Source organism: Pseudomonas fragi (assembly GCF_002269505.1).
In the GTDB taxonomy this organism is placed as follows: Bacteria; Pseudomonadota; Gammaproteobacteria; order Pseudomonadales; family Pseudomonadaceae; genus Aquipseudomonas; species Aquipseudomonas fragi_D.
On record NZ_NQKQ01000001.1, the window covers coordinates 514,934 to 528,953 of the forward strand.

At 59.4% G+C, this 14,020-nt stretch carries 14 protein-coding genes and 1 pseudogene; 3 read left to right on the forward strand and 12 right to left on the reverse strand.

Annotation, left to right across the window (positions count from 1 at the left end):
- Positions 1-158: 158 nt before the first annotated feature.
- Positions 159-716 (reverse strand): mechanosensitive ion channel family protein, encoded by a 558-nt coding sequence (locus CJU81_RS02275; protein ID WP_095035333.1) that lies wholly within the window; start codon positions 714-716, stop codon positions 159-161.
- A complete protein-coding gene (locus CJU81_RS02280) occupies positions 716-2,626 on the reverse strand; it encodes an ATP-binding cassette domain-containing protein (RefSeq protein WP_095035334.1) in 1,911 nt (636 codons plus the stop codon). Before CJU81_RS02280 ends, CJU81_RS02275 begins: the two co-directional genes overlap by 1 nt.
- A gap of 50 nt (positions 2,627-2,676) precedes the next feature.
- Between CJU81_RS02280 and CJU81_RS02285 the strand changes: the two genes are divergently transcribed.
- Positions 2,677-3,141, forward strand: a complete 465-nt coding sequence (locus tag CJU81_RS02285) for a TIGR02444 family protein (protein WP_095035335.1) — start codon at positions 2,677-2,679, stop codon at positions 3,139-3,141.
- Here CJU81_RS02285 and CJU81_RS02290 read toward each other — a convergent pair.
- A complete protein-coding gene (locus tag CJU81_RS02290) occupies positions 3,138-4,031 on the reverse strand; it encodes an AlgP family protein (RefSeq protein WP_095035336.1) in 894 nt (297 codons plus the stop codon). The genes CJU81_RS02285 and CJU81_RS02290 overlap by 4 nt on opposite strands.
- Before the next feature lie 248 nt (positions 4,032-4,279).
- Here CJU81_RS02290 and CJU81_RS02295 point away from each other — a divergent pair, with 248 nt between their 5' ends.
- The gene (locus CJU81_RS02295; protein WP_095035337.1) at positions 4,280-4,945 is read left to right on the forward strand and encodes an FKBP-type peptidyl-prolyl cis-trans isomerase; all 666 of its coding nucleotides are present in this window, start codon (positions 4,280-4,282) and stop codon (positions 4,943-4,945) included.
- Between the two features lie 59 nt (positions 4,946-5,004).
- Here the strand turns inward: CJU81_RS02295 and CJU81_RS02300 are convergent, their stop codons facing one another.
- The 8 genes and pseudogenes from CJU81_RS02300 to CJU81_RS02335 all read right to left on the reverse strand — a co-directional run.
- A complete protein-coding gene (locus tag CJU81_RS02300) occupies positions 5,005-5,475 on the reverse strand; it encodes an Rsd/AlgQ family anti-sigma factor (RefSeq protein ID WP_016783003.1) in 471 nt (156 codons plus the stop codon).
- A 191-nt stretch (positions 5,476-5,666) separates the two neighbouring features.
- On the reverse strand, positions 5,667-6,194 hold the full coding sequence (locus CJU81_RS02305; RefSeq protein WP_095035338.1) for a disulfide bond formation protein B: 528 nt from the start codon (positions 6,192-6,194) through the stop codon (positions 5,667-5,669).
- Between the two features lie 220 nt (positions 6,195-6,414).
- The gene (locus CJU81_RS02310) at positions 6,415-7,656 is read right to left on the reverse strand and encodes a heme biosynthesis protein HemY (protein WP_095035339.1); all 1,242 of its coding nucleotides are present in this window, start codon (positions 7,654-7,656) and stop codon (positions 6,415-6,417) included.
- Entirely contained in the window at positions 7,653-8,780 is a 1,128-nt protein-coding gene (locus tag CJU81_RS02315; protein ID WP_095035340.1) for a uroporphyrinogen-III C-methyltransferase, read from the reverse strand. The genes CJU81_RS02310 and CJU81_RS02315 overlap by 4 nt, the downstream gene beginning before the upstream one ends.
- Before the next feature lie 16 nt (positions 8,781-8,796).
- On the reverse strand, positions 8,797-9,564 hold the full coding sequence (locus tag CJU81_RS02320) for a uroporphyrinogen-III synthase (RefSeq protein WP_095035341.1): 768 nt from the start codon (positions 9,562-9,564) through the stop codon (positions 8,797-8,799).
- Positions 9,561-10,502, reverse strand: coding sequence for a hydroxymethylbilane synthase (hemC, locus tag CJU81_RS02325; RefSeq protein ID WP_095027853.1), 942 nt, complete (start codon positions 10,500-10,502; stop codon positions 9,561-9,563). The genes CJU81_RS02320 and hemC overlap by 4 nt, the downstream gene beginning before the upstream one ends.
- Before the next feature lie 127 nt (positions 10,503-10,629).
- Entirely contained in the window at positions 10,630-11,376 is a 747-nt protein-coding gene (locus tag CJU81_RS02330; RefSeq protein ID WP_095035342.1) for a LytR/AlgR family response regulator transcription factor, read from the reverse strand.
- A pseudogene (locus CJU81_RS02335) lies at positions 11,373-11,504 on the reverse strand (sensor histidine kinase); the annotation flags it as partial. The pseudogene CJU81_RS02335 and the gene CJU81_RS02330, both read right to left, overlap by 4 nt.
- Before the next feature lie 257 nt (positions 11,505-11,761).
- On the opposite strand from CJU81_RS02335, the gene argH reads away from it, so the two are divergent.
- Positions 11,762-13,156, forward strand: a complete 1,395-nt coding sequence (argH, locus tag CJU81_RS02340) for an argininosuccinate lyase (RefSeq protein WP_095035343.1) — start codon at positions 11,762-11,764, stop codon at positions 13,154-13,156.
- Between the two features lie 143 nt (positions 13,157-13,299).
- On the opposite strand, the gene CJU81_RS02345 is transcribed toward argH, so the two are convergent.
- The gene (locus CJU81_RS02345) at positions 13,300-13,959 is read right to left on the reverse strand and encodes a glutathione S-transferase family protein (protein ID WP_095027850.1); all 660 of its coding nucleotides are present in this window, start codon (positions 13,957-13,959) and stop codon (positions 13,300-13,302) included.
- Positions 13,960-14,020 lie beyond the last annotated feature (61 nt).

Consider the following 14,020-nt stretch of genomic DNA (forward strand, 5'->3'; position numbering starts at 1 on the left):
AACAAGTCCCTTAAGCTAATGCGTTGGTTGAAAATTGACCACAGTTTTTTGAGGTTGCAACTGACTCTGTGGGAGCGGGCTTGCTCGCGATACAGACGACGCGGTCTGGCTGAATGCCCCCATCGATCCAATTGCGAGCAAGCCTGCCACAGTGACAATCAGAGATCGCTTTCCCGCCAGCGGCGTACCGAGCGCTGGAAGAACAGGCTGTTGGGGACTTGCACCATGCTGCTACCGCTACCCGATTCAGCGGGCTCGATCAGCGTGGTGTAAAGCAGGTTGATGGCCACCACACGGCCTTTGACGCCGGGCTTGTCCAGCGTGTCGAGTAACTCCACCACGTCGCCAATGCGAAACGGCCCCACGGTAAAGATCAACACGGCACAAAGCAGATTGGAAAGCACGCTCCACATGGCGAAGAAGGCAATTGCCGCTACCGCCACAAAGCCCGACAGCGCCGTCCACAACACGGTGGCCGAAACCCCCAGACGCTCCAGCACAACGATCACTGCGCTGCCCATGATGAACCAGCGCAAGACGCCGCGCAGCGGCATCATCAGTTGCGGCGGAAACGGGTAGCGCTCGCCCAGACGGGTAAGGAATCGCGCCACAACACGCTGCGAGAAATAGCCCGCCAACAGAATCAGCAGAATCTGCACACCAATCCACAGCGGTGCGATCAGTTCGGCGGGCACTGGCAAGTGTAGGGCTTCCATCAGGACAGGGCTTCCAGCTCTGCTTGCATGGACTCAAGCAATTCCAGCGCTTCCATCCAGCGCTCTTCCAACTGGCTTTCGAGCACTTTGAGCTTGGCCTGTTCCGCCAGCAGATCACGCAATTCATCTTTGCGCGCAGCTTCGTAAACGGCACTGTCGCCCAGGCTGGTTTCGATTTTTGCCAGCTTTTCGTTGACCTTGCCCAGCTCGCTTTCAAGCTTGTCGGCTTCGCGTTTATGCGGCGCCAACTGCTGACGCAACGCTGCAGCGGCCTGACGTTGAGCCTTTTTATCGGTTTTGTCAGGGTTGACCAGCGTGGTGCTGACCGGCGCATTGCGTAAACGGTAGTCGGCCAGCCAGCGGGCATAGTCTTCCAGGTCGCCGTCGAACTCCTGAACCTTGCCATCGGCAACCAGCAGGAACTCATCCGTGGTGCTCTTGAGCAAATGCCGATCGTGAGACACCACCAGCACTGCGCCGCTGAACTCTTGCAAGGCCATGGTCAGCGCCAGACGCATTTCGAGGTCGAGGTGGTTGGTCGGTTCGTCGAGCAGCAGCAGGTTAGGCCGGCCCCAGGCAATCAGCGCCAGTGCCAGGCGGGCTTTTTCGCCGCCGGAGAAATTAAGTACCGGCTCGTCAATACGCGCACCACGGAAGTCGAAACCACCCAGGAAGTCGCGCAGGGTCTGCTCACGCTCGGTCGGCGCCAGACGCTGCATATGCAGCAACGGGCTGGCCTTGGAGTCCAGCGAGTCGAGCTGGTGCTGGGCAAAGTAACCGACGACCAGATTCTCGCCACGGGCCAACCGACCCGACAACGGCTCCAGTTCGCCTGCGAGGTTTTTGATCAGGGTCGATTTACCCGCGCCATTCGGCCCGAGCAAGCCGATACGGGCGCCCGGAACCAGTTGCAGCTTGACCTTCTCCAGAATGGTTTTGTCGCCATAGCCTAGACGGGCATCGGACAAGTCCAGTAGCGGGCTGGAAAGCTTGACCGCCTCGCGGAACACGAAGTCGAACGGCGAATCGACATGGGCCGCGCTCAGTTCTTCCATGCGCTCAAGGGCCTTGATCCGGCTTTGCGCCTGACGGGCCTTGGTGGCCTGGGCCTTGAAGCGGGCGATGTAGCTTTCCATGTGCGCACGTTGCGCCTGCTGCTTCTCGTAGGCCTGCTGTTGCTGGGCCAGACGTTCGGCACGGGCCCGTTCAAATGCGCTGTAACCACCGCGGTAGAGGGTGATCTTGCGCTGATCAACGTGGGCGATGTTGTCGACCACGGCATCGAGGAAGTCCCGATCGTGAGAGATCAGCAGCAAGGTGCCGGGGTAGTTCTTGAGGAAGTCTTCAAGCCACAGGATGGCGTCGAGATCCAGGTGGTTGGTCGGCTCATCGAGCAACAACAGATCCGACGGGCACATCAGGGCCTGCGCCAGGTTGAGGCGCATCCGCCAACCACCGGAAAAGTCGGCAACCGGGCGGTCCATCTGTTCGTTGGTAAAGCCCAGCCCGGCGAGCATTTTGCGTGCCCGCGCATCGGCGGTGTAGCCGTCGGCGCTGTCCAGCTCGGCGTGCAGGCGCGCCTGTGCGGCACCGTCTTCGTCGGCCTCGGCCTTGGCCAGATCGGCTTGTACCTTGCGCAAGCGCTGGTCGCCATCGAGCACGTAGTCGATCGCGATGCGGTCGAGGGTGTCGATTTCCTGGCGCATATGAGCGATCCGCCAGTCAGCCGGGAGCAGACAATCCCCGGAATCAGGCGTCAACTCACCCAGCAGCAAGGCGAACAAAGTGGATTTACCGGCGCCATTGGCGCCGACCAGACCGGCTTTATGGCCGGCGTGCAGGGTCAGCTCGGCGTCTTCTAGCAGACGTTGCGGACCACGCTGTAAAGTCAGGTTCTGAAGTCGGATCATAATGGCGGCGGAGTCTACCAGCTTCCCTCTCAACTGGCGCGAATTGCACTATGCAGACTGACCTGTGGAATTACTGTTTGAGCCTCTATGCCCGCCCTGGAGTGGAGCAGGCCTGCCTGCACTTGCAAGACCAGGGCCTGGATGTGTGCGTGCTGCTGTGTGCGGCCTGGCTTGAGGCACGCGGCGTGGCGTGCGATGAGGTGCGCCTTGACCAGCTGAACGCCTGTGCCGGCCCCTGGCAGCGCGAGGTGGTGCAGCCGTTACGGCGACTGCGCACACATTGGCGCGAAGCGGCCGCCCACGACGATGCGCTGGCAGCGCTGCGCGTGCAGGTCAAGGCATTGGAGCTGGAAGCAGAGCGGACTTTGTTGCGGCGCCTGGAGTCAGTGACTCAGGGCTGGACGCAAACCCAATCGCAGGATACTTGCGCTTGGCTGCAGAAAGTGGCGGACGATGCCGGTCACCCTGATTGCGACGCGCTGCATACGCTGCGCGTCGCAATCAATCGCGCTTAAGAAGCGCTGGCCGGGGTCGTAGCCGAGTTTGTAGCGGTAGCCGGGGCCGGCGCAGGGGCTGCAGCAGGTGCCGCGGCTGCGGAGGTCACTGCGGGCTTGGCTGGTGTCGCGGCTGGCTTGGCGGCTGGCCTTCTCACGGCAGGCTTGGCTGCTGCGGGTTTGGCTGCAGGCTTGGCCGCAACGGGCTTGGCAGCAGGTTTGGCCGCAGGCTTGGCCGCTGCAGGTTTAGCTGCAGGTTTGGCCGCGACTTTTACCGGGGCTTTCACTGGCGCTTTAGCGGCTACCGGTTTGGTCGCTGCGGGTTTGGCGGTTGGTTTTGCCGCAGCCGTTTTGGCCGCTGCAGGCTTGGCCGCTGCGGTTTTTGCCACAACTGGTTTGGCCGCAGGTTTAGCCGCTGCCACTGTGGCGGCGGGCTTGGCAGCTGCTTTGGCCGGGGCCTTGGCAACAGCTTTGGCAGCCGGTTTTTTCGCCGCCGCTGCAGGCTTGGCATCACGGCTCGACAAGGCCTTGCCAACCGCCTCTTTGACGCGACCGATACCTTGGGCCAACTTCAGGCTTTCTTGCGCATCGCGCTTGAGTTGCAGGATATAAGTGCGAGTTTCGCTTTGACGGTCTTTGAGCGAGTCGAGCAGTTGCTCAAGCTCTTTGACCCCAGCCTTGGCCTTGGCCTGAGCCTTGGATTTGCCAGCGTTGGCGGCGTCCTGCAATTTTGCACGGGACTTGTGCAGTTTTTCCTGCGCTTTACCGCGCTGCTTTTCAAGCTTGGCGAGCAATTTCTCAGCATCAGCCAACGCTTGGGAGCAAGCGTTTTCCAAATGCTCAAGCAGACTGCCTGAGAGCTGTTGGAGCAAGTGCAACGGCGTATTTACGGGCTTCTTATTGGCCGACATGGTTTACCTCCTGGCTGAAGTGAGTGCGGCTCATACTAGACCTCTGTAACTACCGCCGCTAGGGCATGTTGACACTAAGGATAGCTACACGTTGCATGACGGAGAAAAACTTGTGCTGGATCAACCTTTAACCGCCAATCCAGCTAAATTCAAAGAGCGCCCGAACGTCATTCCGGCGCGCCGAATTAAAACATCGGCGCCGCTCGGGCGCTGGCATAATCCCTCGCACATCACGCCGGAGAACCACCATGCCGCGTTACTTGTTTTGGATCTTGTTGTGCCTTGCACCTCTGACTCACGCAGCCTCCGCCCCCTCCCCCGACAATGCCCAGGATCTGGCCTACAGCATGGGCGCCAGCCTGGGCGAACGCTTGCGCCAGGAAGTCCCCGGGCTGCAGATCCAGGCATTGATCGAGGGCCTGCACACCGCCTACCAAGGCAAACCTCTGGCCCTGACTGATGAGCGCATCGAACAGATTCTGGCACTGCATCAGGCTCAAACAGATCCCGGGCAGGGCAAAGCCGGAATCAACGCTGCCCTGAGCGCGGAAGATGTTTTTTTGATGGTCGAAAAACAGCAGCCGCAAGCTCGCGAACTGGCTGACGGTATCATCCTGACCGAACTCAAGCCCGGCAAAGGGGCCAAGCCCGGCCCACAGGATTCGGTGTATGTGAGCTATGTGGGTCTACTGCCCGATGGCACCGTGTTCGACCACAGCACCCAGCCACAATGGTTTCGCCTGGGCAGCGTAATCGCCGGCTGGCGTAGTGCATTGGTACAGATGCCGGTGGGTGCGAAATGGCGGCTGGCGATACCTTCAAGTCAAGCTTACGGCGCCCAGGGTGCAGGAGATCTGATTGCTCCCAATACGCCACTGGTGTTTGAAATCGAACTGTTCGCGACCCGAAAATAACCACCCAGAAATGAAAAAACAGCGCGCCATTGCGCACTGTTTTCTAAATGGGTTGCAGCTTAAGCCTGAGCGGCTTCTTTCTGTTTGTGCGCGCTGTGCAGCACTTCGATCAGGCAGTCTTCAAGTTCAAAACGCTCATCAAGCAAAGCGCCCAAAACCTTGATTTCTTCTGCCAGCTTGTCACAGTCAGGGCGATGGGCCTTACCGTCACAGTGATCGTTGAAAGCCAGAGCGGCTTCGGTAATCACGTTGATACGCGGGTAGATGGTCTCTGCCAGGGCAAGCCCGCGCTCGTCATTGAAGGCCTTGGCCTCCTGATTGAGCTGCTCGTATATCTCGAAATGGCCTGCGGACACGTAGTCGACCAACAGTTGGCAAAACTCTTTTTGAGGCCCGCGCTTAGGGTTGTTTTGCTGCTCCAGCAGAGCGGCATAAGCCTTCACAAGTTTACGGCGCTCATGCAACCAGCGGTCAACCAGCTGGTGGACGCCGTTGAAACGTTCCTGAGCACTCTCGCATCTTTCGAGCATGATGATCTCTCTTCCCTTGTGGGCCCATGCCACCCGACATCAGCCAGGCCTGTGTGAACCAAAACCTGCACGATTGCACGGGCATTGGGGCGGCATAACTCCGTGATACGTGCGGGCCAGATTATGCCCGCTCGCCAACTGCTTCAAGGTACGCACGAGAGAAAATTCATACAAGCGTTTAATCCTAAGTGCTACTTCACGTCGCAGTCACGGGGTAATTTGTCGCTATTAATCGAGCGACTAATCTGAAATATGGCAAGAACAAGGAGGCCGATAAAGGCCAGCAAGCTCAACTCGGGAATACTCAAGTCAAATATGGTCCAGTACATATGCGTGCAGTCTTCACTGCCGCGATAAATCATCGAAATGATTTCACTCGGCGACATGTCGCGCCAAACGCACGCCAGCTCTGGCTGACAAAGCATCAATTGATCTGGCGCCAGCTGTTGCAGCCATACCTGCCTCAAGGCACTCGTCGCGCCACCCAGCGCGAACAGCATGGAGGCAATGGAGTAGCACCACATGCCTAAACCTTTAGGGCCATGGGCAAAAGCCATCAGGTTGACGAGGCAGAAATCCAGCAAAAAAAAGCGCTGTACCTGACATAACGAACAAGGCTTGAGCCCAGGCCCGTACTCCAGATAAAAAGTGCTACCCATTACCAAGGCGCCTACTACAAAGGCTAAAAAGAAAATGAAACGTGAACCTGCCAAGAACATGGCTTTTCCATGACAAAAGAGACAGTAGGTTACGGTAGATGAAAGCCATTAGCCCTTTCAAGGTGACCCTAAGCGGATAGTTCTCGAAGGAATCAAGGAAATCCCAACAGGAACACTAGGCCTTGAGAATAAATCATGTAGGAGAAAACAGATTACTCCTCCTTTGCTCAAAACTGCAGACAGCCCGACGTGTGCCGAAACACAGGCCAGGCTGACGTCTTCACAGGGTCGTGGCAGCTATTGGCAAGGGTGATGCGAGCAAACGTTCATCCAGCAGATTCAGCCCTTCCTGAAAAAGTTGATTACTGCGTCCCGTATCCCCCAACTGGGCCAGCAGGCGCGCAAGCTCGGCACAGGTTTCGGGGTTGCGCTCCACCTTGAGGCTGCTTTCAAGATAATCCCGCGCTTTACCCCACAGACTGTTTTGCAGGCACAGGCGCCCCAGGGTCAACAGCAGGCTGGCATCGCCGGGATGGCTCTTGAGCCAGCCTTCGGCGGTCTGCAACTGCTTGATCGGGTCACTACCGCGCAGCAGGCCATAGAGGCGCACAAGGTGGCTGTCGTAGCTGCGCTTGAGCGCCCCACGCAAGACTTCTTCAGCTTCGGTTTGCGCACCCAGCTGACGTAATTGCTCTGCATAGGCCAGCACCAGCGCGGGTTCCTGGCGCTGGGCCGAGGTAAGCTGTTGCCAGGCGCGCTGAAGTGACTGCAACCCCGCCTCGCCTTCGCTTTCACGCTGGGCCGCCAGGCTCAGATTCTGCCCCCAGGCCCGGCGCTCCAGCTCGGCCAGCTCCCTGGCCGGCAATACCTTGTCCTTGCGCAGCTCTGGCAGCAGGCGAATCAACGCCGTCCAGTCGCCCCGCTGCTGATACAGGCGCTGCAACTGGCGCAACACCTGAACATTATGCGGATGACGCTCGTGCATGGCTTGCAAGGTCACCAGGGCACCATCGGTGTCGGCACGATCAACCTGCAACTGGGCATGGCTCAGGGCAATGGCCAGTTCGGCCTGGGGCTGACGCTCCAGCGCACGCTCCAGCAAGTTATCGCTTTCTTCGTAGTGCCCCAGCTCGTTGGCCGCTCGTGCAGCCCCCAGGTAGTAGAGCAATGGCTGCGGCTCAGCTTCGGCGGCACGGGCCAGATGCTTCTGTGCGCTGGCCCAACGGCCCTCGGCAAGGTCCATCTGGCCTTGCTCGATGGCGATCTGTACCCGACGGCTGCGGTTGCGCCGCGACCACGGGTTGACCAGCCCGGTAGATGCCGTCACCAGCTCCACCAGCAGCTTGATTCCCCACACCAGCAGCCAAAGCACAGCCAGCAGCGCGAGCGTTGCCCAGACACTGGATTCGTAGCGGAAATTTTTATAGGCAATCAGCACATAGCCCGCGTCTTCAGCGATTGCCAGGCCGATGCAGGCCGCCGCTGCAATCAACAAAAACACAATCACATAGAAGCGCTTCATGGGCGACTCTCCTGCGCCGGGCCGCCAGCCGCTTTACCCGGCTCGTCGGCACTTACATGCCGGCGCTCAAGGTAAGCCTGCACCGCACTCAGGGCGGCTGCCAGGTCCGGGGTTTTTACCGTGACCGGCTGCTGGCCGAGCTCAACCACTTGTTCGAGGATTTTTTTGCTCTGCGGGTTATCCGCATTGAAGTTGCCCTTGAGCACATCTTGCGCCTGCTCCAGAGCCCGGGTGTATACGGCCTCCTGACCGTTGAGGGCTGCCCACTGGGCTTGCTCCAGCGCCAGGCTCAGGGCCAGGCGCACTTGCGTCAGGCTTTGACCCGCCAACAGCGGACGCACATTTTTATCGGCATTGAAGTCGATGCGGATGTAGTGCGAGATCTCATCCCACCACTGGGACCAGCGGCTTGCGCCATCGCCATCAGCGGTGAGGCTTGCCAGCGAGTCACCCTGGTTCTGATAGGCCGGGGCCAGGGCGCTAAGTTGAGCCACTTGGTCACGCAGGGCGGCCAGTTGCAAAAACAGACCCGTGCGATCCGGCTGCTCCACACTACGCAATGCGGTCAGGCTTTTGGCCAGTTGTTCGCGGGCGGCATAAGAGCCCGGGTCGTTTTGCTCGCGCAAGATGGCGTCGGCGCCCTGCACCAGTGCCTGGGCGCTGGTAATGTCTTGCAGGGCCGACAAGCGCAGGGTCGCCAGGCGCAGCAAATGCTCGGCCTCAGCCAGGCGCCAGTCCTTGCGGCTTTCGCCCAGCACGGTTTCCAGGCGCTGGTTCAGGCGTTGCTGATCACCTTGCAATTGCACAACCAACTGGCGCTGATTATCCAGCTCGGCGGCAGACGGCAACTGGTTAAGGCGTGTCAGCAGTTGTTGCTCACCTTGCTTGATCGACAGGGTTTGCGCGGCCAATGCGGGCACGTCACTCAGTTGCTGCGCGGTGTCAGCTTGCAGTTGACGCACCTGCCACACCCCCCAGCCGCCGACGGCAATACCGGCAGCGCCCAGCAACAGGGCGAAAACGGCCAGGCCATTGCCGCGACCCTGCGGTGCAGGTTCTGGCTTTTTAGCCGGCGCTTCTGGCGCGGGCTGTACTTGCTCTTTGGACAAGACTGTTTCGCTCACGAATCCATCCTTTGCATTAGAAAGCAGGTGCGGGGTGCTCCCGCAGCGCCGCCAGCAAAGCCGCGGCACTCGCGCCACGACAATCCACAACATTTTGCGCCCCGGCGCTGCGTGCTATCTCAGCAACCCGAGGGCTTGGAACAAACAACGGCAGGCATCCAAGCGTGGGCCAGGTATCACCTGCCATCTGGTGTAAATGTTCAAAACCCTGCCCACTGCTGACCACCAGCGCGTTCAGGCGTTCCACTTCGACGCGCCGAGGCAGGGTTGCCGGCGGGTATGACGGCAGCTCACGGCGGTAGAGTTCAAGGTAGTCGACTTGTGCGCCGATGCTGCGCAGACGATCCGCAAGCATCTCGCGGCCACCCTCCCCGCGCAGGATCAACACCCGCGAGCGATTACCGCCAACGGCGGACTTGAACTCGGGCATCGCCAGCAGCGCTTCACTGTCATCGCCCTGTTGAGGGTAGCTAACATCGAGGCCGTAGTCGGCGAGAATCTGCGCCGTCGCGGCGCCGACGCTAAACCACTTCTGTCGGGGCGCCTGCGGCCAGTACTGGCTGACCAGCTCAAGCCCTAGGCGCGCCGCGGGCTTGCTGACCACAATCACGGCGCAATAACGGTCAAGGCCCGCAATCAGCGCACGCTGAGCGTCAGTCATGGTCACCGGGCTAATCGCCAGCAACGGCAAGCTGCTGCTATACACCCCGGCAGCCGCCAGCTCAGCGGCCAATGCGGCCGATTCCTCGGCGGGCCGGGTCAGCAGCAAGCGCCAGCCTGTCACTCGTGACCTGCCTCACCATAAACGGCTTTGAGGATGTCGCCAGCGCCCTGGGCCAGCAGCGCCTCGGCCACCTGCACACCCAACTCGCTGGCGGCCGCACGCGGCGCACGCGCGTCGGCACTGAGCAACACACCACCGCTCGGCTCTCCGACCAGGCCACGCAACCAGAGTTGCTCGCCTTCAAGCACGGCATAACAGGCAATCGGTACTTGGCAGCCGCCATTGAGATGCTTGTTCAGCGCACGTTCGGCAGTGACACGCACCGCCGTATCGGCGTGATGCAACGGCGTCAGCAGGGCATGAATTTCGCTGTCTGCGCTGCGGCACTCGATGCCCACGGCGCCTTGGCCGCCAGCTGGCAGGCTGTCTTCGATACTGATCGGCGAAGTGATGCGATCTTCAAAGCCCAGGCGGATCAGGCCGGCAGCAGCAAGAATAATGGCGTCATATTCACCGGCATCAAGCTTGGCCAGACGGGTGTTGACGTTGCCACGCAGAAAACGGATTTGCAGGTCCGGGCGGCGCGTCAGTAACTGGGCCTGACGGCGCAGGCTCGACGTGCCGACAATGCTGCCCTGAGGCAAATCGTCGAGGCTGGCATAGGTGTTGGAAACGAAAGCGTCACGCGGATCTTCGCGTTCGCAAATGCAAAACAGACCCAGGCCTTCAGGGAAGTCCATCGGTACGTCTTTCATGGAGTGCACGGCAATATCGGCTTCGTTTTCGAGCAGGGCTGTTTCCAGCTCCTTGACGAACAGACCCTTGCCGCCGATTTTCGACAGTGGCGAGTCCAGCAGCTTGTCACCGCGGCTGACCATGGGCACCAGCGTCACCAAAATACCGGGGTGAGCCTGCTCTAAACGGGCTTTAACGTATTCGGCCTGCCAAAGAGCCAGGGCGCTTTTACGGGTAGCGATGCGGATTTCGCGAGAGGACATGGATCAATCCGTACTGAAAAGATACGGCTGATAATAACAGCTCAGCCAAAACAGCTTTGACTTGTATCAGAAAGTCCTCGGCCTCCCTGGCCCAAAAACGGCGCCCCCGCGCTTTTTTGTGCGCGAATTACAGCTGCTGCATCATCTTGCGTACGCCCGCCACGTGCCTGCGACTCACGATCAATGCATCACCGTTAAGGCCGCGCAGGAACAACTGAAAATGCCCCAGCGGCGTGCGCTGCAAGCGTTCGATGCGGTCCCGGGCCACCAGTGCATTACGGTGAATACGCACAAAACGCTCACCAAACTCGTCTTCAAGTGCCTTGAGCGGCTCGTCGAGCAGGACTTCACCGCCAGCGTGACGCAATGTCACGTATTTATGGTCAGCGATAAAGTAGATCACCTGGTCAATTGGGATCAGTTCAATGCCTTTTCGGGTTCTGGCACTGATATGACTGCGCGGGCCACTGCCAGTTTGCGCAGCAGGTCGGGTGAGTGCGGCCAACTGGACGCGATTGGGCCGGTGCGCCTCTTTGAGCGCGGCACTCAGCGCTTCTGCGGTGACCGGTTTGAGTACATAACTGACTCCGCTGTCTTGCAGGGCCTGCACGCAGAACTCGTCAGGCGCCACGCAAAACACCACCGCAGGCGGTAGCTCGCGTTCGCACAGCTTGGCTGCAACCTGCAAGCCGTCGAGGCCTGGCAGGCGGATATCGAGCAAAACGACATCCGGCTTCAGGTTTTCGATCAGGGTAAGTGCCTCTTCGCCATTAGTGGCGCCAGGCTCCAGCAACGTATAACCCCCGAGCGTGCTGAGCAAATGGCTCAAATGCTCGCGGGCCAGGGTTTCGTCATCAACGATCAGGACATTCATATAGCGCTGTATTCCTGCGTGAGTCTCGCACAAGGATAGCGTAGACAGGTGATGTGACGACTGTCACGGCGATCCACGCTAAGACTAGCGTGAAGGCCAAAAAGTGCCGCAAACCTCACAGCAATATTCACCTGTCTCGATTGCTCGATTTAATACCGGATACGTCTGGCAATCTACAAAGACCTGCTATGACTGATCCATACGACCAACTGTAGACGGTTGCCAAGGCGAAAGTATTCAAACGATACATTTCGTTTCGGAAATTTATTTATACAGCACTTCATACAAAAACCTGCCGAGCTGCGTCAACGCCATTAATGGCAACCCTGTTATGATCCGCGGTAACTATTTGTGTAACTCCCCTCAGCCGATTACGAGCGAATCCATGAGCACCGACAAGACCAATCAGTCCTGGGGCGGCCGCTTCAGTGAACCCGTCGACGCCTTCGTTGCGCGTTTCACCGCCTCCGTCACTTTCGACCAGCGCCTTTATCGCCACGACATCATGGGCTCCGTGGCTCACGCCACGATGCTGGCCAAGGTCGGCGTGCTGACCGATGCCGAGCGCGACAGCATCATCGACGGCCTCAAAACCATCCAGAGCGAAATCGAAGCCGGTACATTTGACTGGCGCATCGACCTGGAAGACGTGCACATGAACATCGAAGCGCGTCTGACCGACCGCATCGGCGTGACCGGCAAAAAACTGCACACGGGTCGCAGCCGCAATGACCAGGTCGCGACTGATATCCGCCTGTGGTTGCGTGACGAAATCGACGTGATCCTGGCTGAAATCACCCGCCTGCAAAAAGGTTTGCTGGAGCAGGCCGAGCGCGAAGCCGAGACCATCATGCCCGGCTTTACCCACCTGCAGACCGCACAGCCGGTGACATTTGGTCACCATATGCTGGCCTGGTTCGAGATGCTCAGCCGCGATTACGAACGCCTGGTCGACTGCCGCAAGCGCACCAACCGCATGCCACTGGGCAGCGCGGCACTGGCGGGCACCACCTACCCGATCGACCGCGAATACACCGCGCAACTGCTGGGCTTTGACGCCGTGGGCGGCAACTCGCTGGATAACGTGTCCGATCGCGACTTCGCCATCGAATTCTGCGCCGCCGCCAGCATCGCGATGATGCATTTGTCGCGCTTCTCCGAAGAACTGGTGCTGTGGACCAGCGCGCAATTCCAGTTTATCGACTTGCCCGACCGCTTCTGCACCGGCAGCTCGATCATGCCGCAAAAGAAAAACCCCGACGTACCGGAACTGGTACGTGGCAAAAGCGGCCGTGTATTCGGTGCGCTGATGGGCCTGCTGACCCTGATGAAAGGCCAGCCCCTGGCCTACAACAAGGACAACCAGGAAGACAAGGAGCCCCTGTTCGACGCTGCCGACACCCTGCGTGACTCGCTGCGCGCCTTTGCCGACATGATCCCGGCGATCAAGCCAAAGCACGCGATCATGCGTGAAGCGGCGCTGCGTGGTTTCTCCACCGCGACCGACCTGGCCGACTACCTGGTGCGTCGTGGCCTGCCGTTCCGTGACTGCCACGAAATAGTCGGCCACGCCGTGAAATATGGCGTTGAGACTGGCAAGGACCTGGCGGAAATGAGCCTCGAAGAACTGCGTCAGTTCAGCGATCAGATCGAAGACGATGTGTTTGCCGTGCTGACTCTCGAAGGTTCGGTCAATGCCCGTGATCACATCGGCGGCACTGCGCCGGCGCAAGTGAAAGCGGCCGTTGTGTGCGGCAAGGTATTGTTGGCCAGCCGTTAAACCTCAAAGCAGCGCCCCTGTGGGAGCGAGCCTGCTCGCGAAAGTTATTATGGATACCGCGTTTTGCTGGATAAACGCGATGTTCTTGAGACCTTCGCGAGCAGGCTCGCTCCCACAATAGGGGGCGACACCCTGTGTACTGGTTATTTCTTGCTGCTGATCCAGGCCAAAAACTGCGGCATGGCGGCGTCTTTGTCCGCGGCGATTTTCTGCACGTGCGGATTTTGCTGCAGACGCTCCAGCAATGCCTTGGCCCCTGGCATGTCCGCCAGCAGATCCAGGCCAAACACCTTGTGTGCCACGGCACAGGCCAGATCAACGCTGAAGGCGAAGTAGATATCCGCCACGCTCAGGGTCTCGCCCGCCACATAAGGCGCGAACTTGCCGTGACGACCCAATGAAGTAATACCGTCGAGCAACTCGGTACGCGCCTTTTCCTTGATCGCGTCGGGCACTTGCATGCCGAAAAACGCCTCGGGGTAACAGGCGCGGGCTGGCAGCTCGATATACAGCTCGATTTCCTTGGCCAGCGCCAGCACCTGGGCGCGCTCAAACGGATCCACAGGCAGCAGCTTGGGGCCCGCTTGGGTTTGCTCGATATACTCCAGGATCACGCTGGTTTCGTTGATAAAACCTTGCGCAACACCCAGTACCGGGACTTTGCCGCGGGGGCTGATGGCCAGAGCCTCAGGGGTATTGCCAGCGAAAAACGGCACTTCTTCAAAGGGGACGCCCTTTTCCAGCAGCGCCAGCTTGACCATGTTGTAGTAGTTGCTGACTGCGAATCCATAAAGCTTGAGCATTACAAAGCCTCCAGGCCGTGTTGGGGTTGGCTGCAGCTGTTATAGAGCTTCGCCGTCAGGC